The 17,176-nt window shown below is 64.6% G+C and carries 25 protein-coding genes; 14 read left to right on the forward strand and 11 right to left on the reverse strand.

The window, feature by feature from the left end:
- Positions 1-161: 161 nt before the first annotated feature.
- Entirely contained in the window at positions 162-599 is a 438-nt protein-coding gene (locus AC0L27_RS22790) for a VOC family protein (protein WP_354205204.1), read from the reverse strand.
- Positions 600-864: 265 nt separating this feature from the next.
- Here AC0L27_RS22790 and AC0L27_RS22795 point away from each other — a divergent pair, with 265 nt between their 5' ends.
- Positions 865-1,527, forward strand: coding sequence for a glutathione S-transferase family protein (locus AC0L27_RS22795; protein WP_354205202.1), 663 nt, complete (start codon positions 865-867; stop codon positions 1,525-1,527).
- A gap of 4 nt (positions 1,528-1,531) precedes the next feature.
- On the opposite strand, the gene AC0L27_RS22800 is transcribed toward AC0L27_RS22795, so the two are convergent.
- Together AC0L27_RS22800 and AC0L27_RS22805 are read right to left on the reverse strand one after the other, a co-directional pair.
- Positions 1,532-2,260 carry an SDR family oxidoreductase gene (locus AC0L27_RS22800; RefSeq protein WP_354205201.1) on the reverse strand — a complete coding sequence of 243 codons (729 nt, stop codon included), beginning with the start codon at positions 2,258-2,260 and terminating at the stop codon, positions 1,532-1,534.
- Positions 2,261-2,369: 109 nt separating this feature from the next.
- The gene (locus AC0L27_RS22805; RefSeq protein ID WP_354256102.1) at positions 2,370-3,851 is read right to left on the reverse strand and encodes an outer membrane protein; all 1,482 of its coding nucleotides are present in this window, start codon (positions 3,849-3,851) and stop codon (positions 2,370-2,372) included.
- Positions 3,852-4,109: 258 nt separating this feature from the next.
- Between AC0L27_RS22805 and AC0L27_RS22810 the strand changes: the two genes are divergently transcribed.
- Positions 4,110-4,802 carry a glutathione S-transferase family protein gene (locus AC0L27_RS22810; protein ID WP_354205199.1) on the forward strand — a complete coding sequence of 231 codons (693 nt, stop codon included), beginning with the start codon at positions 4,110-4,112 and terminating at the stop codon, positions 4,800-4,802.
- A 130-nt stretch (positions 4,803-4,932) separates the two neighbouring features.
- Here AC0L27_RS22810 and AC0L27_RS22815 read toward each other — a convergent pair whose 3' ends face one another.
- A complete protein-coding gene (locus AC0L27_RS22815) occupies positions 4,933-5,367 on the reverse strand; it encodes a hypothetical protein (protein WP_027519692.1) in 435 nt (144 codons plus the stop codon).
- Between the two features lie 452 nt (positions 5,368-5,819).
- On the opposite strand from AC0L27_RS22815, the gene AC0L27_RS22820 reads away from it, so the two are divergent.
- From AC0L27_RS22820 to AC0L27_RS22830, 3 genes are all read left to right on the forward strand, one after another.
- On the forward strand, positions 5,820-6,206 hold the full coding sequence (locus tag AC0L27_RS22820) for a RidA family protein (protein WP_275169169.1): 387 nt from the start codon (positions 5,820-5,822) through the stop codon (positions 6,204-6,206).
- Positions 6,207-6,357: 151 nt separating this feature from the next.
- Positions 6,358-6,618 carry a hypothetical protein gene (locus AC0L27_RS22825; protein WP_007613673.1) on the forward strand — a complete coding sequence of 87 codons (261 nt, stop codon included), beginning with the start codon at positions 6,358-6,360 and terminating at the stop codon, positions 6,616-6,618.
- Positions 6,619-6,938: 320 nt separating this feature from the next.
- On the forward strand, positions 6,939-7,574 hold the full coding sequence (locus AC0L27_RS22830) for a hypothetical protein (protein ID WP_354205196.1): 636 nt from the start codon (positions 6,939-6,941) through the stop codon (positions 7,572-7,574).
- Between the two features lie 4 nt (positions 7,575-7,578).
- On the opposite strand, the gene AC0L27_RS22835 is transcribed toward AC0L27_RS22830, so the two are convergent.
- Entirely contained in the window at positions 7,579-8,064 is a 486-nt protein-coding gene (locus AC0L27_RS22835) for a J domain-containing protein (RefSeq protein ID WP_354205194.1), read from the reverse strand.
- Between the two features lie 111 nt (positions 8,065-8,175).
- On the opposite strand from AC0L27_RS22835, the gene AC0L27_RS22840 reads away from it, so the two are divergent.
- The 3 genes from AC0L27_RS22840 (at position 8,176) to AC0L27_RS22850 (ending at position 10,040) form a co-directional block, all read left to right on the forward strand.
- The gene (locus AC0L27_RS22840) at positions 8,176-8,943 is read left to right on the forward strand and encodes an SDR family NAD(P)-dependent oxidoreductase (RefSeq protein ID WP_354205192.1); all 768 of its coding nucleotides are present in this window, start codon (positions 8,176-8,178) and stop codon (positions 8,941-8,943) included.
- A gap of 222 nt (positions 8,944-9,165) precedes the next feature.
- Positions 9,166-9,414, forward strand: coding sequence for a helix-turn-helix domain-containing protein (locus AC0L27_RS22845; RefSeq protein WP_018454141.1), 249 nt, complete (start codon positions 9,166-9,168; stop codon positions 9,412-9,414).
- 113 nt (positions 9,415-9,527) lie between these two features.
- Positions 9,528-10,040 carry a collagen-like protein gene (locus tag AC0L27_RS22850; protein WP_354205189.1) on the forward strand — a complete coding sequence of 171 codons (513 nt, stop codon included), beginning with the start codon at positions 9,528-9,530 and terminating at the stop codon, positions 10,038-10,040.
- A 9-nt stretch (positions 10,041-10,049) separates the two neighbouring features.
- On the opposite strand, the gene AC0L27_RS22855 is transcribed toward AC0L27_RS22850, so the two are convergent.
- Positions 10,050-10,265 carry a hypothetical protein gene (locus tag AC0L27_RS22855; RefSeq protein ID WP_018454140.1) on the reverse strand — a complete coding sequence of 72 codons (216 nt, stop codon included), beginning with the start codon at positions 10,263-10,265 and terminating at the stop codon, positions 10,050-10,052.
- Between the two features lie 96 nt (positions 10,266-10,361).
- The gene (locus tag AC0L27_RS22860) at positions 10,362-10,628 is read right to left on the reverse strand and encodes a DUF2277 domain-containing protein (RefSeq protein WP_354205187.1); all 267 of its coding nucleotides are present in this window, start codon (positions 10,626-10,628) and stop codon (positions 10,362-10,364) included.
- 124 nt (positions 10,629-10,752) lie between these two features.
- Here AC0L27_RS22860 and AC0L27_RS22865 point away from each other — a divergent pair, with 124 nt between their 5' ends.
- The 4 genes from AC0L27_RS22865 to AC0L27_RS22880 all read left to right on the forward strand — a co-directional run bounded on the left by AC0L27_RS22865 (position 10,753) and on the right by AC0L27_RS22880 (position 13,443).
- Positions 10,753-11,844: an alpha/beta fold hydrolase gene (locus AC0L27_RS22865; protein WP_354205185.1), complete on the forward strand. Its 1,092-nt coding sequence runs from the start codon at positions 10,753-10,755 to the stop codon at positions 11,842-11,844.
- A 143-nt stretch (positions 11,845-11,987) separates the two neighbouring features.
- Positions 11,988-12,332 carry a hypothetical protein gene (locus tag AC0L27_RS22870; protein WP_354205183.1) on the forward strand — a complete coding sequence of 115 codons (345 nt, stop codon included), beginning with the start codon at positions 11,988-11,990 and terminating at the stop codon, positions 12,330-12,332.
- Positions 12,333-12,373: 41 nt separating this feature from the next.
- Entirely contained in the window at positions 12,374-12,790 is a 417-nt protein-coding gene (locus AC0L27_RS22875; RefSeq protein WP_354205181.1) for a DoxX family protein, read from the forward strand.
- Positions 12,791-12,840: 50 nt separating this feature from the next.
- Positions 12,841-13,443: an MSMEG_1061 family FMN-dependent PPOX-type flavoprotein gene (locus tag AC0L27_RS22880; protein WP_354205179.1), complete on the forward strand. Its 603-nt coding sequence runs from the start codon at positions 12,841-12,843 to the stop codon at positions 13,441-13,443.
- Between the two features lie 84 nt (positions 13,444-13,527).
- Here AC0L27_RS22880 and bfr read toward each other — a convergent pair whose 3' ends face one another.
- The 3 genes from bfr to AC0L27_RS22895 all read right to left on the reverse strand — a co-directional run bounded on the left by bfr (position 13,528) and on the right by AC0L27_RS22895 (position 14,882).
- Complete coding sequence (bfr, locus tag AC0L27_RS22885; protein WP_007600720.1) at positions 13,528-14,016, reverse strand: bacterioferritin; 489 nt, start codon at positions 14,014-14,016, stop codon at positions 13,528-13,530.
- A gap of 133 nt (positions 14,017-14,149) precedes the next feature.
- Positions 14,150-14,422, reverse strand: a complete 273-nt coding sequence (locus tag AC0L27_RS22890) for a (2Fe-2S)-binding protein (protein ID WP_027570626.1) — start codon at positions 14,420-14,422, stop codon at positions 14,150-14,152.
- A gap of 160 nt (positions 14,423-14,582) precedes the next feature.
- Positions 14,583-14,882, reverse strand: coding sequence for a hypothetical protein (locus AC0L27_RS22895; protein ID WP_275169187.1), 300 nt, complete (start codon positions 14,880-14,882; stop codon positions 14,583-14,585).
- A 135-nt stretch (positions 14,883-15,017) separates the two neighbouring features.
- Between AC0L27_RS22895 and AC0L27_RS22900 the strand changes: the two genes are divergently transcribed.
- Entirely contained in the window at positions 15,018-15,362 is a 345-nt protein-coding gene (locus AC0L27_RS22900; protein WP_275169189.1) for a hypothetical protein, read from the forward strand.
- 212 nt (positions 15,363-15,574) lie between these two features.
- Complete coding sequence (locus AC0L27_RS22905; RefSeq protein WP_007613695.1) at positions 15,575-15,859, forward strand: hypothetical protein; 285 nt, start codon at positions 15,575-15,577, stop codon at positions 15,857-15,859.
- Positions 15,860-15,947: 88 nt separating this feature from the next.
- Here the strand turns inward: AC0L27_RS22905 and AC0L27_RS22910 are convergent, their stop codons facing one another.
- On the reverse strand, positions 15,948-17,174 hold the full coding sequence (locus tag AC0L27_RS22910) for a lytic murein transglycosylase (RefSeq protein WP_275169191.1): 1,227 nt from the start codon (positions 17,172-17,174) through the stop codon (positions 15,948-15,950).
- Positions 17,175-17,176 lie beyond the last annotated feature (2 nt).

The following is a 17,176-nucleotide window of genomic DNA, read 5'->3' on the forward strand; positions in this document are numbered from 1 at the left end:
GGTCGTCCCGGCTACGGCGGGGCCCCACAACCCCCGGGTGGGGTTTGGCGGAGACTCGAGGTCCGGTACAGCGAGCGTCCGCAACCGATGGATTCCGCGGTATGGGTCCCGGCCTTCGCCGGGACGACACCGCCGATTTGGCAACGCATCCCGCGACAAGTTCACCCCGCATACGCCCTGTCCAGATCCACAATCACGATCTTTCTCATCTGCATCATCGCCTGCATGACGCGGTTCGCCTTGCTGCGGTCGGGATCGCCGAGGTAGCGGCCGAGCGCTGATGGGATCACCTGCCAGGATAGCCCGAACTTGTCCTTGAGCCAGCCGCAGCGGGATTCCTCGCCGCCGTCGGCGGTGAGCCTGTCCCAGAAATAATCGACTTCCGCCTGCGTCTCCACGCTGATGAAGAACGACACCGCCTCGTTGAACTTGTATTGCGGGCCGCCGTTGAGCGCGTTGAAGCGCTGGCCTTCGAGCTCGAACGCCGCCATGAAGTCGCTGACGGTCTCAACCTTGGCATTGGGAAACACCGATTTGTAGAAGGCGACGGCCTCCGGCACGTTGTTGTCGAACCAGAGAAACGGCGTGATGGAGGTCATGAATGGAAATCCTCTTGCCTCGGGCGGACGCGCGGCGGCGCGCCGATGTTCCAAGGACGAGGCAGGAGGCAACGATCCGACAGTGGCGGCGGGATTTTCTTGTAGCCCAGATGAGCGACAGCGACATCCGGGGCCGGCAGCTGCCCCGCATATCGCTATCGCTCATGCGGGCTACGGGGTCCACGAAAACCCATTAACCTGTCGGAATCCACTCATTCCATTCGTCCTCCGAACGCAAAACGCGATCAACCCCGGAGCCCTCCCGATGCCCCCCACCATCACCGCCTTCGCAAACTCTCCCGACCGCGGCAAGGGACAGGCGCGCGACATGCGGGTGCGCTGGGCGCTGGAAGAGATCGGCCAGCCTTACAACGTTCGCCTCGTCTCGTTCACAGCGATGAAAGAACCCACCCATCTCGCCCTGCATCCATTCGGGCAGATTCCGACCTATGAGGACGGCGACCTCACCCTGTTCGAGTCCGGCGCGATCGTGCTCCATATCGCCGACCGCCATAACGGGCTGCTGCCGACGGGGCCGCACTCCCGCGCCCGCGCGATCGCGTGGATGTTTGCCGCGCTGAGCACGCTGGAGCCGCCGATCATCGAGCTCGGGATGGCCATGCTGTTCGAGCGCGACAAGAGCTGGTACGCGGAGCGGCTGCCGATGCTCAGGGATCGCGTTCGTGTCAGGCTCGGCGAACTGTCCCGCCGCCTCGGCGATGCCGACTGGCTCGAAGGCGCGTTCAGCGCCGGCGATCTCATGATGGTGACGGTGCTGCGCCGGTTGAACGCGTCAGGCCTGCTGGATGAATATCCAGAAATCGCCGCCTACGTCGCCCGCGGCGAAGCGCGGCCGGCGTTCAGGCGCGCTTTCGACGCGCAATTGGCGATATTCACCGCCGCATCGAAGGGTTCGCAGGACCGTTAGGGCCCTAAAGATCGAAATTGGTCGGCAGCATGACCACATCACGAATGGTCATGCCGCGCGGCCGCGTCAGCATGAACATCACGACCTCAGCCACGTCGCTGGCCTCCAGCAGGCTTCCCGAGTCCCTGGCTTCCTTCAGCTTCTCCGGTGGCCAATCCGCCAGCAGGGCGCTGATGACGGGCCCGGGCGAGATCGATCCAACGCGGATGCCGTGCTTGAAGACCTGGCGCCGCACCGTCTGGACGAAGCAGTTGACCGCCCATTTGGACGACGCATAGACCGGCTCCCACGGCGTCGGAAAATGCGCCGCAAGCGAGCTCGTGACGATGATATCGCCGGTCCCGCGCACGATCATGTGCGGCAGCACATCGTGCACGTTCTTCATCACGACGTTGACATTCAGGTTCAGCATCCGGTCGATCGCCATGGTGTCGGCATCGACCAGATCGCCACCGACATACGTGCCGGCATTCGCATGCAGGATGTCGAGCTGGCCGGCCTGTTCCAGAACGCGCGGCAGCAGCGTTGCGCAGTCTTTTGGGTCGAGCAGGTCGACGAGCAGCGGGATCACTGCGTCACCGTGCTTGTCGCAGAGCGCCTTCAGCGCCGCGGCGTCGCGGTCGACCATCACCACGCGCGCGCCCGCGGCCAGCATCGCCTCGGTGCTGGCCAATCCGATGCCCGACGCGGCCCCGGTCACGGCCGCCACCTTGCCTTCCAATTCTCTCGCCATGGGATCCCATCCTGCTGACGTCACCAGGATGCAGAGTGTAGCGATTTCGGGCGGCGTTGTCGGGGCCAAACCAGCGCCGCGGGATCACAGCAAGCGGCTGTCGCTCTTCTCAATCAAACCGATACGTCACCCCGAACGTCGCCAGATGCGTCCGCATCGCGACGTCGTAGGTGCTGGCGGACGGATTGCGCCCGGCGTCGGTGGCGGATCTGGCGACAGTGAAGGACGAACTGCCGTAGTCGGCATAACGATATTCGGCGCGTGCCAGCCAGTGGCCGAAGAGCGCGGTTTCGATGCCGCCGCCGGCCGTCCACCCTGCTTTTGTGGTCGACCCGGTGATGATCGCCGGCGTCAACCCGAAAAGGCCGCAGACGACGCTGACGCAGGTCGAGGTCAGCTCGTAGTTCTGCCAGGCCACGCCGCCGGTCGCGTAGAGCAGTGTCCGCGGTATCACGAGATAGCCGAGCCGGCCCCGCAGGCTGGCGTCCCATTTGGTGCGAATGGCCAGGCTCTCGCCGCGCGACTGGGAGTCGGCGAGCGATATGGTGGTGAAGCCTTCGCGCGTGGTGGTGCTGTCGGCAAAACCAAAATCGCCTTCGACGCCCGCGGCCCATTGCGGGGCGAACTGCCAGAGATAGCCGGCATAGGGGTTGGCGCGGAACGCGGTGTTGTCCATCGGGCGAATGGTGGCGCGCCGCGTCAGATCCTCGGGGAAGCCGGCACGCGATTCCGACGTCGTGATGAGATCGGTGCGCGTGGCGCGCGCACCCAGGCCCAAGCCCACATACGCGCCGGTCCAGGACGGCAGGATCGCGGCCTGCGCGGCCAGCGGATCCGAACGGCCGCCGATGACGGGCTCGCCGAACTTCCAGGCGAGGCCGACGCTTGCGGAGTGGGTCCGCAAGCTCGCGTCGAAATTGTCGACCGTGAGCGCCGGGCCTGCGGTCGCCGTGCGCGTGAAATTGAACGGCGCGGCGCCGAAATCCGCGTAGCGATATTCGGCGCGCACGAGCCAGTTGCCCCAAAGCGCGGTCTCAATGCCGGCACCCAACGTCCAGCCGGTACTGGTTGCGGACTTCGAGATCAGCTTGGGTGCGAGGCCGTTGCTGGCACAGCTGGCGCTGACGCAGACCAGGGAGACGTCATAGTGCTGCCAGGCGAGGCCGCCGGTGGCATAGATCAGCGTCGCCGGCGTCAGCAGATAGCCGGCGCGGCCGCGCAAGGTCGCATCCCAGCCCGCTTTGACCGACAGGCTGTCGACCCCAAAGGTGGACGAGCCGGCCCGGGGCGAGGCGCGAAACCCGGGGAGTGCCGTGGTCTTGTCACCGAAGCCGATATCGCCTTCGACGCCGACGACCCAGCTGGGTGCGACCTGCCAGTTGACGCCGGCATAGGGATTGACGCGAAAGCCGGTGCCGTCGAACGGCTGGGTGAGCACGGCTCGCGTCAGGTCGCGGGCAACGCCGTCTTGCAGCACCGATGTGGTGGTGAGATCGGCACTGGTCGATCGAAAGCCGAGACCGAGCCCGGCGTAGAAGCCGGTCCATGACGAGGCCACGAGCGGCGGCGCTTTCGTGTACGGTCCCGGCACGATGTCTGCGGCCTTCGACGGTGCTACGAGAGCCAGTCCGGCCAAAAATACCGTGCCACAGCACAGGGCGGCAATCACTCGGCGGGTCGATGAATGTCGCATGTCGGGCCTTGGATCGCTGCAGGAATGTCGAGCGATTCCATACTGCGAACGGGCGACATCTATCGTCCTCCGATCGAAGGAGGCGGCGCACAAAGCGCGAGACTGTTGCAAGGGCGTCACTGCGGCGATACGACTTCAGCTTGAGGAGCGTGTCCCATGCTGACCCTCTATTCCTATCCAGACCTGTTCGGCGTCGCCGACAATAACGGCTACGGCCTCAAGGTCTATGCCTTCCTGAAGCTCGCTTGCGTCCCGTTCCTGCATGAGCATGTGTTCGATGCCTCCGCCGCGCCGCGCGGGCAGCTGCCCTATATCGTGGATGACGGCGAGACGATCGGCGACAGCGAGACCATCATCGCGCACGCGACCGCGAAATACCGCCTGACTATCGACGCGGGGCTTTCAGCGGAGCAGCGCCGCATCAACCACTTCGTCACGCGCATGCTCGACGATCTCTATTGGGTGATGTCGTATTCGCGCTGGAAGGACGAACGCTATTATCCCGCGTTTCGCGACGCCTTCATTGCGCAGCACAAGCAGATCGACGCGGCCGGGTTCGAGAAGGCGAAAGCGTATAATGCGCAGCGCTATCATTTCCAGGGCATCGGCCGCTACACGCCCGAGCAGGCCTATGCGCGGGGGCTCGCCGATCTGCAGGTGCTGGCGGAGATCGTGCCGGCAGGCGGCTTTGTCCACGGCGCGACGCCTGCTAGCATCGATGCCGGCATCTACGGCTTCATCGCCAACATCTATTACTTCCCGATCCCGACGCCGCTGAAGGCCTTCGTCGACGCGCATGCAAACCTCGTCGCGCATTGCGAGCGGGTACATGCGATGGTGAGCGCCTAGGCCGCAGGTCTCGTAGGGTGGGCAAAGCGACGCGCGCCCACCAACTTTTCGTATGCCGCTGACACCGTGGTGGGCACGGCGCTTGCGCGCCTTTGCCCACCCTACGGCACCGAGTCCTCCGGCACTCGCCCTACCGCATCGTGATCGCGAGCCCGCTGAGATCCGCATTCGCCATCAGGCCGACCTGCGTGCCGGACAGCTCGAGCACGGCGCCCTTCTGATTGGTGAGCACGATCGCACGCGCGCCGCGGCCCACCGCGATGCCCGCACCGGCGGCGCCGTAGACGCCGGCGATGTCGGAGGGCCGGTTGATGTTGGAGACGCGGCCGCGCAGCACGGTCTTGGAGCCGCCGAAGACGAGACCGTAATCGAGACCACCGGTCGAGAGTGAATAGGCGCGACCGCGGAAGTTCAGCACGCCCGAGCCGCCGGAGCCGCCGATGATCCAGCCCGCCTTGTAGATCGTCAGCACCACCGTGCCGCCGTCGGCCAGCGCCGAGGTCGAGAGGCCGGCAAGCGCGGCGATGCCGACCAGCGCGGCGCGAAGGGTGGATGCGAACTTCATGAGGGGTCTCCGGGGGCTATTCTTCAAGGAGGGAAACGAATCAGACGCAGCGAATGTATCCGATGCATCGCGGCGGCAACATGATGGGGGCGGCATTGAGGCGCGAGGTGCAGCAGCGCATTCAACTGTCATCGCCCGGTTTAACCGGGCGATCCAGTATTCAAGAGAGGGCGATGGTGAACCGAGAAGCCGCGGCGTACTGGATGCCCCGGTCGAGCCGGTGCATGACGGCGGAGTTTGGCGCGACAAGACGCTTACCCGCCATCATGCCATTCTGCCCCTGTTTTGCCCGACGGAGCAACAATTATTTTGCTTTTCCCGAAGTCAAAAAGAAACATCAATGATTTCCGCCGGATGCCTACTGTGCATAGGGTTGTTTTCGCGTTTTTTGTTGGAGGCGCCCCGAGCTGCCGCTAGGCTTGCGCTCCCAGCCGTCCATTCGAGGTGACCTCATGCCGATCCAGCATTTCGCGCCCCCGCCGCACGTCAAGGCGCCGCCGCTGTCCTTTGCCACGCGCGCCGGCGATCTCCTGTTCGTCTCCGGCATTCCGGGCTTCGACGCGAGCGGCGCGCTGCCCGAAGGCTTCGAGGCGCAGTTCGCCAATGTCGTCGTCAACATCAAGCGCGTGCTGGCGGAGGCCGGCGCCGAGATCCGCGATCTCGTCAAGGTCAACGTGCTGCTGACCCGCGCCTCCGACGTCGCCGCCATGAACGCACTCTACGCCGGCGCCTTCGGCCCGCCGCCCTACCCCGCCCGCACCACCTGCGTGGTCCACGCGCTGCCCGATCCGAAGATGCTGATCGAGATCGAGGCGGTGGCGTCGCTGGCGAAGGGGTGACGTGTGATAGTCAGGCGACAGTCAAGGCATAAGGGTCATTCGAACAGCCGACGAACGGCTGACATGTCCGTGAACGGTCGCCGCCCCGCTTGCCAGCCGCACCATTTTGCCGCACCAGTTTCCGTCTCACGTTCCCATCAGGAGATATTTCATGCGTCGCGTTCTCGCCCTCTGTGCCGTTGCCGGCATCGCCACCTCCGTGTTCGCCGTGCCGGCCTCTGCCGCGGTCGGCTATTACGTGATCCGCTGGGACAACACCGGCATCTGCCAGGTCTGGAACGAGGACCTGAAGTACAAGCCGTTCCAGTGGGGCGTGTCGACCTACAAGGTCGTCAGCAAACCGCTCCCGACCTTCACGGCCGCCTCGGAGCTCCAGATCAAGCTGCGCGCGGAACGCCGCTGCACGCTCTAGGCGTGACGCGACAGATCGGATTTGAAGGGGCGGATCGCGCGAGCGGTCCGTCCTTTTCTTTTTGGACGGACAACTGGCTTTCCGGGCGAAATCACGCAATTCCGCGCACGCGCTTTGAACCTGGCCGGTTGGCGGACCTACTCACATCTTGTTCGGGGCGCGCCCCCAAGCGTCCCGCGCCATCCCTCCCCATCATTGTCGGGAGGCGCATCACGTCCGATCGGCGGACGACAAGATCCGGGCAGGGATGCGATGCCAGCATCGTTGCCTGCTTGTTTTTGCCCGCTCGTTTTTTCCACCTCGCGGCTTTGGAGCCATCGATGCGCGCACCGGCGACAGCAACCATTCTCGCCGCATCGCTCCTGCTCGCTGCAACGGCGCACGCGCAGGCCCCGCAATCCTTCCGCGTGATCTCGCCGGTGTTCGGCCAGTTGGTCAGCTTCGCGATGCCTTCGAATTTTTCCGTGGTGTTCGAGAACACCACGGGCGGCCACTACATCCGCGAGGCCGTGCTGAGGGGCGAGACGCCTGAACGCTGGACCGAGATGATCACCGTGACCGGCGAGAAGGGCATGACGCTCACTCCAGGGTCATCGCCGGAGAAGTTCGCGGGCTCCATCGCGGGCGGTTTCAAATCCGCCTGCCCCGACAGCTTCGCGGCAAGGCCGCTCGGCGCCACCACGTTCGGCCGCTTCGAAGCTTTCGTCGCCGTGATCGGCTGCGGCCGCGTGGATAGGGGCCCGACCCGGCACAGCGAGACCGCACTCCTGGTCACGCTCAAGGGCACGACCGACTACTACACAATCCAGTGGGCCGAGCGCGGCCCCGAAACCGACGAGCCGCCGGTGAACGACGACCGCTGGCAGGCGCGTTTGCGCGCGCTCAGCCCGATCGAGCTCTGCCCGATCGTAGCAGGTGAAGCCGCGCCCTATCCGAGCTGCGTGAACAAGAGCTGAGCCCTCACGCGTCCTTGTAGGCGCGGGGATGGATCAGGATATCGCGCGCGGCGGCGAGGTCGATGAAGGCTTGCGCGCTGCCGCCGTGGTCGGGGTGCATGCCCTTGGCCGCGCGGCGATAGGCCTGGTTGATGTCCTCGCAGGTGAGCTGCACCGCGAGCGGCAGGCCGAGCACCTTGCGGGCGCGATCCTCGCTGGACAATTTTTTCGGCGCAGCATTGCGGCGGCCGAAGCGCGGCGCGGTCAGGTCGTGAACGACATCGAGCACCACGCCGAGACGGCGGCGGGCCGCCAGCGTGACGCTGTGATCGTCATTGTCCACGGCCTGGCGCAGCACAGGAAGCGCCTGCTCGGCAGCCTGACGCAGCATGGTATCGGTGCTCATCCGCGCGATCTCGGCCACCAGCCGCCCCGCCTCGGCCCAATCGGCGCCGTCCGCCGACCGCAGGCGTTCGAGTGCCAGTTTCCAGGATTCAAGCCGTTCCATCATGCGCGCAACGTTTACCAATCGAGACCAGTATGCCAAGGCCGCCGTTTCCGACCCCTTAATTTCGAGTTAGCCTTTCATGAAACTTCGAAAAGAAATCGGGAGGAAATTGTCATGGCATTGCTCGCAAACCACATTGCGATCGTCACGGGCGCCGGTTCGGGCATCGGGCGGGCCATCGCGACCGGCTACGCCCGCGAGGGCGCGCAGGTGGTGCTGCTCGACGTCAACGCCGACACGGTCGCGGAAGCCGCCGAGGGCATCCGCAAGTCCGGGGGCAAGGCCGAGAGCTTTGCGCTCGACGTGACCAAACGCGACGACTGCTTCGCGCTCGCCAAGCAGGTCGCCGACAAGGTCGGACAGGTCTCGATCCTCGTCAACAATGCCGGCATTACCCGCCGCAACGCCTTCACCGCCGAGCCGGAGACAGTGGCAAAGGACTGGAACGACATCATCGCGCTCAACCTCAACGGCGTCTTCAACATGACGCAGGCGTTCCTCAGCCCGTTGCGCGCAGCCAAGGGCCGCATCGTCAATATCGGCTCGATCCAGTCCTTCGTGCATCTGCGCACGCCGAGCTCGGCGGCCTACACCACTTCGAAACACGGCGTGCTCGGCTTCACCAAGGCGCTCGCGGTCGAGCTCGGCAAGGAGGGCGTGCGCGTCAATGCGATCGGGCCGGGCTTCATCGAGACCAACATCAACGCCAATGTGCGGGCGACCAATCCGGCGCTGGTGCAGGCCTTCGTCGATCACACCCCGCTGGCGCGCACCGGCAAGCCCGAGGACATCGTGGGTCCAGCGATCTTCCTTGCGTCGGACATGTCGGCCTACGTCACGGGAACGATCGTGATGGTGGATGGCGGATACCGGACGGTGTAAGCGGGATGATGCCTGCTTTGTAATGCGGAATATGCTCGCAGAAATATGCAGTCCGTGCCAATCGCGGCGGTGCGGCGGCATTCCCAAGGTCAATTGGTGCGATCGCCCCGCGGTTAACCTTTCGTTAACCAAACCCGCCCACCGTAGATTTACGGCTTGGGGGTCGTTTGTTCTCGATCCGCTTCCAAAAACGGAAGCGGGCGTTGATCGGGGAGTGTGTCGATGACCACTGTTCATGTCGCTGCGTCCGAACCGGGCGCGTATGTCCTTTCACCGAACCAGATCGTTCCGCTGCTGATCGGCGCGACCGTCGACGAGGTCGAGCGTGAGCTCGTGCTGCAGACGCTCGCCCGCTGCGACGGCAATCGCACGCGCGCCTCGCGCGTGCTCGGCCTCTCGGTGCGCACGCTGCGCAACAAGATCAGGCTCTATGCCGCCTCCGGCATCGAAGTCCCCGCCTATCACGACTAGCGCGCGAAGTGCCGCCGATTGGTGTTGATCATGCTCAGGCGCGAGCCCGGGCGGAATTGCTGCTGTCGTCAAACGCCGCTAATTAGCTTGCTTCCGGTCAAGGGAGCAGCGGCGTGGCAGACGAACAAAAACGGCAGGGACCTCAGGGACCGCGCGGACGGCAGGGCGAACCGGGGCGGCCGGGACCGCAGGGTCATCCGGGCAAGCGCGGGCCGGATGGCGCGCGCGGCAAGCCGGGTCCGCAGGGCAAGGCGGGTCCGGTCGGGAAGGCCGGACCGCTGGGCAAGCCCGGTCCGCAAGGCAAGCAGGGCGAAGCCGGACCGCGCGGCGCGGCTGGTGCACAGGGACCTGTCGGACCGCAAGGGCCGGCGGGGCCGCAAGGTCCGCGCGGCGAGCCCGGCCCGCCCGGCCCATTGCCGTCAATCGAGCAGGTGCTGCCCTGGCTCGATCAGCTGTTCGACGCCTGGGACGAGCGCCGCCGCCAGCGCGAGCATGAAGCCGCCGAGCGCGAGGCGCTCGAGGCAGCCGTGCAGGAGACCGACGATGCGCCCCTCGGTGACGAGGACGAGGACAGCGAAGGTGATCACAGGAAAAAGAAGAAAAAGAAGAAGCACGGCAAGGACTGACAGACGAATCTATTTCGTCCCGTTCTCGCGTCGCGGCAGCATGCCCATGCGCTCGAACTGCCAGCGCATGGCGCGGTACCACAGATAGCCGACCGCTGCGCCGCACAAGGCCAGGATCACGACGTTCGCGCTCGAGAACGAGCCGCTCCACCACGTCATCCACGCAGTCCACAGCAGCGTGAAAACGATGGCACCTGCTTTCAGCGGAAGAAGGGGGCGGCTCATGGTCGTGCTCCGGGGTGTCAAAAGCCCGGCGAACATCATCGCGCGTTGAGACCGCTTTCACCGTGAGCCAAGTCACGGAACGGACGCGCGAGCCGCCTAACCGAAGCGCAGCTGCGAACGTTCCTTCGCCTTTTCCGCCTCGACCTCACGGTCGCGTGCCGGGGCATGGGTGTGCAGCGACGTCAGCAGTCTTCGCGCAGCCTCCGAGACCTCCGCCACCGCACGATCGAAGGCCGCCTCGTTGGCCTGCGACGGCTTGTTGAAGCCGGACAGTTTGCGAACGAACTGGAGTGCGCTGGCGTGGATCTCGTCCTCCGTCGCTTCCGGCTCGAAGTTGAACAGCGTCTTGATGTTGCGGCACATGCAGTCTCTCCTGACCTTTCCCTCAAGGACGACCGGCGAAAACGAAATCCTACATCCTCCCGGGCAGTTCTGCTAAGTTCCGCCGCAACGCGGCCGCCGACCAGAGCCGCACGGGGGAATAAACATGAAAGCTTCTTGCGCGGCACTGTCAGCCATCCTGTTGTCCGTCTCGTTGTCGGCCATCTCGACAGCCGCATGGGCGGCCGATTATCCGGCGCCGAAACAGGGCGACTGGGTCGTCAGGGATTTCAAGTTCCACACCGGCGAGACCATGCCGGAGCTGAAGCTGCACTACACCACCGTGGGTGAGCCCAGCGGCCAGCCGGTCCTGGTGCTGCACGGCACCGGCGGCTCGGGCGCGAGCATGCTGTCATCAGCGTTTGCCGGCGAGCTGTTCGGCGCGGGACAGCCACTCGATGCCTCCAAATACTACATCATCATTCCCGACAATGTCGGCCATGGCAAATCGTCAAAGCCGTCCGACGGGATGAAGACGAGCTTCCCGAAATACAATTACGACGACATGGTCGAAGCCCAGTATCGCCTGGTCACGGAAGGGCTCGGGGTCAAGCACCTGCGGCTCGTCATCGGCAATTCGATGGGCGGCATGCACACCTGGCTATGGGGCGAGAAATATCCGAAGGCGATGGACGCGCTGATCCCGATGGCCTCGCAGCCGACCGAGATGGCGTCCCGCAACTGGATGCTGCGGCGGATCATGCTCGACACCATCCGCAGCGATCCCGACTACAATGGCGGCAATTACACCAGCCAGCCGCGCATGATGAAATACGCGATCACCGCCTACGGCATCGCGAGCATCGGCGGAACGCTGGCCTATCAATCGCAGGCGCCGACGGCGGCCAAGGCCGACAAGATCGTCGACGAGCGGCTGGCCATGCCGATCACGGCAGATGCCAACGACTTCGTCTACCAGTGGGAGTCCTCGCATGACTACAATGCCGGCGAGAAGCTGGAGGCGATCGAAGCGTCTCTGCTGCTGATCAATTCCGCCGACGACGAGCGTAACCCGCCGGAGACCGGCATCACGGACGCTGCGATGACGCGGGTCAAGAACGGCAAACTGTATCTCATCCCCGCCAGCACCCAAACGCGCGGCCACGGCACCACCGGAAACGCAAAATTCTACAGCGAGCAGGTCCAGCAATTGCTGCAAGCCGCGCCGCAGCAAACGATCGAATCTGCGCGCCGCTGATTTTGCATCGCATCACCGGCCGTCTACCCCGCATATTATTTGAGCATGCATTACGCCGGCGGCTCGGGCTTAATCGCATCGATGTACGAATCGACGCGTGAGACAATCACGCGTATGGCACGACACGCGATGAGGAGGATCGCATGCACAGGCTCGTACTGTGCGTTTGGCTGACCGCGCTGACGAGCGCCGCGTTCGCGTTCGACAACGGGCAATATGATCACGTCCCCCCCGACGTCCGCGCCTGGTTCAAGAGCGTGATCGCACCGAACGGCGTGCCCTGCTGCGACGTCTCCGACGGCCATCGCACGGAGTACGACGTGCGCAGTGGCGCCTATTGGGTGCCGATCGAGGGACAATGGATGGAGGTGCCCGAGCGCGCCATCATCCGCGACCGCGGCAATCCGGTCGGTCACGCCGTGGTGTGGTACGTCCGTCACCGCGGCGCCATCATCATCAGTTGCTTCGTGCCGGCGGATGCGGTGTAGCGCGCGATAGCGCCTCGGCGCCGCGCGTGCTAGGTCGGCCGATGGCTTTTTCGAACGACAGAACGCGCGCTGTGATGCGCTTTGTGCTGGCGGCGTTTTACATCGCGGCTGGCATCGCGCATCTCCTTGTTCCCGACAAGCTGCTTGCGATCACGCCGGCCTGGGTCCCCTTCGCAACACAACTGATCCTCATCACTGGCGTCTGCGAGATCGCGGGCGCGATTGCGCTGGTGACGAAGCCGCTGCGCTGGTGGGCGGGCGTTGCGCTGGCGCTCTATGCACTTTTCGTGTGGCCGGCCAACATCAAGCATGCCCTGGAAGGCATCGACCTTCCACCCATCCCCAACAGCTGGCTCTACCACGGGCCCCGGCTGGCGCTTCAGCCGATGCTGATCTGGTGGGCCCTGTACTGCGCGGGCGTGATCGACTGGCCGTGGCGGCGCGACAAAGGGGGATAGCGATCGGGCCGGGAGATGATATTCTCGGGCATTCAATCAGGGAGACCTTCGTGACTGATCTTTGCGCCGAAGACCTCGCCACCATCTATGCCCAGCCGAGCCCGCGCGTGATCGCGAAAGCGCGTCCCGCAATCGACACCCATGCGAAGAAATTCATCGAGATGTCGCCGTTCTGCGTGCTCGCGACATCGGGAGCGGACGGCAGCGTCGATGCCTCACCACGCGGCGGCGGCGTCGGCTTCGTCCATGTCGCCGGCCCCAACCAGCTACTGATGCCCGATCGCTCCGGCAACAACCGGATCGACAGTTTCCGGAATGTCGTCGAGGGCTCGGGCTTCGTGCATCTGTTGTTCTTCGTCCCTGGATTCGACGAGACGCTGCGCGTCGGCGGCCGCGGCACGCTGTCGGCCGATCCGGACCTGCTCGCCTCGATGGTTGAGTTTGGCAAGTCGCCGCGCGCGGTGCTGAACGTCGCCGTCAGCGAAGTCTATTTCCACTGCGGCAAGGCCCTCATGCGCTCGAAGCTGTGGTCATCTGACAAGGTGCCGCGCTCGGTGATGCCGAGCATCGTCGAGGTGGTCCACGAGCAGACCGGCCTTGGTGAGCCGCAGAGTCAGGAGATCGTGGAAGAGCTCTACAAGACGCAGTTGTAGCTGGCGTCCAGGCTGTCGTCCCGGCCTGGTGCGCAATTGCGCACCAGGCCGACACGGAATTGTGGGCAGCGCTAACGCGCCAAACTAATGTCCCTCGCCCTCGAGCCCACCGACGTGCTTCTGGGTGTAGAGTTCGAGGCCGATGCGGCCGATCAGGTCGAGCTGGGTCTCGAGGAAGTCGATGTGGTGCTCCTCGTCGCTCATCAGCTTCTCGAACAGGTCGCGCGTGACGTAGTCCTTGACGCTGTGGCAGTAGGTCGCCGCTTCCTGGTAGAGCGCCCGCGCGCTCATCTCGGCGGCGAGATCGCACTCGATGATCTCCTTGACGTTCTGGCCGATACGCAAGGGATCGAGCACCTGCATGTTCGGGAAGCCGTCGAAGAACAGGATCCGCTCGGTAAGCTTGTCGGCGTGCTCCATCTCCTCGATGGACTCCTTGCGCCAGACCTTGGACATGTCTCGCAGGCCCCAATTGTCGAGGAAGCGGTAGTGCAGCCAATACTGGTTGATCGCAGTCAGCTCGTGACGCAGTGCCTTGTTGAGATAGTCGATAACTTTTGCGTCGCCCTGCATGGTTCACTCCAGCTCTTGCAGTCCAAATCGGCCGTAAACCGAATTTAGAACGCTTCTAAATGAGTTTAAAGACTGGAGCAACCGGCTACGGGGACGCAGCCGGGGAAAAGCTCAGCCAGGGTTGCGGAAGATTTCAGCAGGCCGCGAGGGCGAACTCGGCCGGCTGAGCCGTCTCGTCATTGGCAGCCACAGTGTGGTTGTGCGGGCAGCCGGAGCAGCAGGACGAGGCACAGGGGCCGAGCGCTTCGTCGATAATGGTCTTGATCGTCCGAGCACAGCGGCCGCATTCGGCGCTACAGCCGAGACAACCATAAACCTGCTTTGCATGGCGCACAGCGTCGTCGGACTCGGCGACGGCGGCGCGGATGTCGTCATCGCTCAGCACGTTACAGGAACAAACGATCATGGAAGCGGCAGGCCCTTTGGTGATGCGCCATCATCGATATTTAAGGGGCCGGCCGGATGCAAAAGGAAAAAGCGGAATTTGAAGCTATTCCAAACTAGCCCGGAACAGCCTAGAACGGCTCTAAAATAGGGCCTTGCGCTGGATCAAGATTGCGGCGGATCTAGTCGCCCCCGCCGCCTCCACCATCGCCGCCGCCCCCGCAATCTCCGCCACTACTGCCGCTATCGCTGCTGGAGCAGCTGCCGCTGTCGGCCGGGCTGCCGGAACTATCGCTGGAAAACCAGCTCCCCAACGAGAAGCCGTCGCTGGTGCCCGTGGAGGTGTCGCCACCGCTGTTGCCGCTGGCCCCGGCGCGGGAGCGCCGCTGGCCGCGGTTCTGGAGATGGGTGATCCAGCCGTAGCCGATCGCGGAGACGATCCCGGCAGCGATCAATGCATTTATCATCGCGTTGCCCACCATCACCCTCCCCTGGCTGAGCTGCGGTCCATGCTAATTGGTCGTCCCCAGCAACGGTGCCGTTCATTGATCATTCAATCGAAATATGGAACTTTACCGCCAAAGAGTTCCCGCGTGTTTTGCTCGAAAGGTCAGCCAATGAAGAAGTCGCTCCTGGCAATCGCTGCCGTCGCCGCTGTGGCCCTTAGCGCCGCTACACCAGCCCAGGCGCAACGCGGCGTCGCCGCGGGCGTGGCGGCGGGGATCATCGGCGGCGCCATTGTCGGTGGGGCGCTGGCCTCTCCGTACTATTACGGGCCCGGCCCTGGCCCCGGCTACGCATATGGTCCGGGATATAGCCCGGGCTACTATCCGCCGCGCTACTACGCACCGGGCCCGGGCTACGTCGCCGACGACTATTACGGCGACGGCTGCGTCTGGCAGAAGCAGCGCTTCTGGGACGGTTATGCCTGGCGCGTCCGCCGCGCCAGAGTCTGTGGCTGAAGTCGCCGCAGGCCGGTTCATTCCGGATGCGCCGTTCATCCAGGGGCCTGAAAAAGACCGCTTTTTCTCGTCACAGCTCCGTGTGCGTTTACCGCGGATTGACCATTTGCGCGCTTCCTAGCTGCAAGGCCAGATCCATCAGAGTCTGCGTGAACCTTTGAACCCCGGGCGCTCCTAACAAGGAGCATCCATCTCTCAGGAGAGCTAAGCGTATGAAGAAGACTTTAGTTGCCGCCCTCACGGTTGCGACGATCGCCGGTTCGCTGGTGACCGCCACGCCGTCCGCCCAGGCCCATGACGGCGTCGGCGTCGGCATCGCAGCCGGCCTGATCGGCGGCGCGATCGTCGGCGGCGCCATCGCATCGAGCCGTCCCGCCTATGGTGGACCGGTTTATGTGGCCGAGCCCGGCCCGCCGCCCCCGCCCTGCTACTGGCAGCGCCAGCGCTACTGGGACGGCTACGGCTGGACCGTCCGCCCGGTTCGCGTTTGCTACTGATCTGATCGCACGGCGCTCATGAGCGCCGCGATCGAAGCCCGGCCGAGCACCTCGGCCGGGCTTTTTCTTTTAGCTGGCCCTGCAGCAGCTATCGCGCCGCCTGGATTGAGCGCAGCACCTCTTCGCTTGGCCAGCAATCGACCTTGAGCCCTGCCGACTTCTGGTAGGCGCCCAGCGCAGCGCGCGTCTGCATGCCGGCCTTGCCGTCGATCTTATCCTTGTAGAGTCCGACGCGCGTGAGCCCGCGCTGCATCGCCTCGACGTCCTTGGTTCGCAATTGCTTCGAGGCAGACCACGGCGTCGCGAACGGTTGCGGGCTCGTCATGCGGTCGGCGAGATGGCCGACGAACAGCACGTAGAGATCGGAGAAATTGTATTCCTTGATGACGAAGTAGTTCTTTGTGGTCAGGAAGGACGGGCCGTAGATGCCTTCCGGTTGCAACAGCGAGGCCGGGTGAGCCTGCTCGGCGGCAGTGAGCTTTTGTCCACGCACCGGCACAAAGCCTTCGCGCAGCCACTGGCCGATCGGCTTCGTCACCTCGGGCACGCCGGCGGTGCAATCGACCTTGGCCGGTGCCTGCACCTCGTAAGCCCAGCGCACGCCGCTCTGCCAGCCCTTGTTGACGAGCTGCTGCGCGGCGGAGGCCAGCGCATCCGGCACCGAATGCCAGATGTCGATGCGGCCGTCGCGGTCGAAATCGACGCCGTGCTTGTAATATTCGGACGGCAGGAATTGCGTGAGCCCGGTCGCGCCGGCCCAGGACGAGCGCATGTCCTTGCGTGTCACCACGCCGTCGCCGAGAATTTTCAGCGAGAGGATGAACTCGTTGCGATAGGTGTCCTTGCGGCGGCCGACATAGGCCTGCGTCGCCAGCACGCGCACGAGATCGTAAGGCAGCGTGTAGCGGCCGTAGTCGGTCTCGCGGCCCCAGATCGCCAGCATGACGGTGGCGGGCACGCCGGAGTTTTTCTCGATCTCGGTCAGCGCCTGACGATGTTTTTGGAGCAGCCGCTGCCCCTCGCCCGCAAGCCGCGCGATCGAGGCTTCCCTGACATAGTCGGCCGGCACCTGCACGAACTCGGCCTGCGACGGCGCACCGGTCGCTGGGCGCCCCGGCAGAATGAGATCCGGCAGCTTGTAATCAGGCTCGAGCCCGCGCGTCTCTCGCTCGAACGTCGCGCGCGACACGCCGGCGGCCTCCGCCTCCGGCCACTGCGAGGCGATGAACTGGGTGAAGGCGGCGTCGGCGGCGCGGACGGGCGACAGGCCACAGGTGATAGCGATCACCGCAGCTATGAGCACCCGCCGCATCATGC

The sequence above is a fragment of the Bradyrhizobium sp. Ken51 genome (assembly GCF_055807435.1).

Excerpts from the sequence above, each read along its gene's own strand:
- AC0L27_RS22790 (WP_354205204.1), bottom strand. The coding sequence starts at position 599 with ATGACCTCCATCACGCCGTTTCTCTGGTTCGACAACAACGTGCCGGAG.
- AC0L27_RS22795 (WP_354205202.1), top strand. The coding sequence starts at position 865 with ATGCCCCCCACCATCACCGCCTTCGCAAACTCTCCCGACCGCGGCAAG.
- AC0L27_RS22800 (WP_354205201.1), bottom strand. The coding sequence starts at position 2,260 with ATGGCGAGAGAATTGGAAGGCAAGGTGGCGGCCGTGACCGGGGCCGCG.
- AC0L27_RS22810 (WP_354205199.1), top strand. The coding sequence starts at position 4,110 with ATGCTGACCCTCTATTCCTATCCAGACCTGTTCGGCGTCGCCGACAAT.
- AC0L27_RS22815 (WP_027519692.1), bottom strand. The coding sequence starts at position 5,367 with ATGAAGTTCGCATCCACCCTTCGCGCCGCGCTGGTCGGCATCGCCGCG.
- AC0L27_RS22820 (WP_275169169.1), top strand. The coding sequence starts at position 5,820 with ATGCCGATCCAGCATTTCGCGCCCCCGCCGCACGTCAAGGCGCCGCCG.
- AC0L27_RS22825 (WP_007613673.1), top strand. The coding sequence starts at position 6,358 with ATGCGTCGCGTTCTCGCCCTCTGTGCCGTTGCCGGCATCGCCACCTCC.
- AC0L27_RS22830 (WP_354205196.1), top strand. The coding sequence starts at position 6,939 with ATGCGCGCACCGGCGACAGCAACCATTCTCGCCGCATCGCTCCTGCTC.
- AC0L27_RS22835 (WP_354205194.1), bottom strand. The coding sequence starts at position 8,064 with ATGATGGAACGGCTTGAATCCTGGAAACTGGCACTCGAACGCCTGCGG.
- AC0L27_RS22840 (WP_354205192.1), top strand. The coding sequence starts at position 8,176 with ATGGCATTGCTCGCAAACCACATTGCGATCGTCACGGGCGCCGGTTCG.
- AC0L27_RS22845 (WP_018454141.1), top strand. The coding sequence starts at position 9,166 with ATGACCACTGTTCATGTCGCTGCGTCCGAACCGGGCGCGTATGTCCTT.
- AC0L27_RS22855 (WP_018454140.1), bottom strand. The coding sequence starts at position 10,265 with ATGAGCCGCCCCCTTCTTCCGCTGAAAGCAGGTGCCATCGTTTTCACG.
- AC0L27_RS22860 (WP_354205187.1), bottom strand. The coding sequence starts at position 10,628 with ATGTGCCGCAACATCAAGACGCTGTTCAACTTCGAGCCGGAAGCGACG.
- AC0L27_RS22865 (WP_354205185.1), top strand. The coding sequence starts at position 10,753 with ATGAAAGCTTCTTGCGCGGCACTGTCAGCCATCCTGTTGTCCGTCTCG.
- AC0L27_RS22870 (WP_354205183.1), top strand. The coding sequence starts at position 11,988 with ATGCACAGGCTCGTACTGTGCGTTTGGCTGACCGCGCTGACGAGCGCC.
- AC0L27_RS22875 (WP_354205181.1), top strand. The coding sequence starts at position 12,374 with ATGGCTTTTTCGAACGACAGAACGCGCGCTGTGATGCGCTTTGTGCTG.
- bfr (WP_007600720.1), bottom strand. The coding sequence starts at position 14,016 with ATGCAGGGCGACGCAAAAGTTATCGACTATCTCAACAAGGCACTGCGT.
- AC0L27_RS22890 (WP_027570626.1), bottom strand. The coding sequence starts at position 14,422 with ATGATCGTTTGTTCCTGTAACGTGCTGAGCGATGACGACATCCGCGCC.
- AC0L27_RS22895 (WP_275169187.1), bottom strand. The coding sequence starts at position 14,882 with ATGGTGGGCAACGCGATGATAAATGCATTGATCGCTGCCGGGATCGTC.
- AC0L27_RS22900 (WP_275169189.1), top strand. The coding sequence starts at position 15,018 with ATGAAGAAGTCGCTCCTGGCAATCGCTGCCGTCGCCGCTGTGGCCCTT.
- AC0L27_RS22905 (WP_007613695.1), top strand. The coding sequence starts at position 15,575 with ATGAAGAAGACTTTAGTTGCCGCCCTCACGGTTGCGACGATCGCCGGT.
- AC0L27_RS22910 (WP_275169191.1), bottom strand. The coding sequence starts at position 17,174 with ATGATGCGGCGGGTGCTCATAGCTGCGGTGATCGCTATCACCTGTGGC.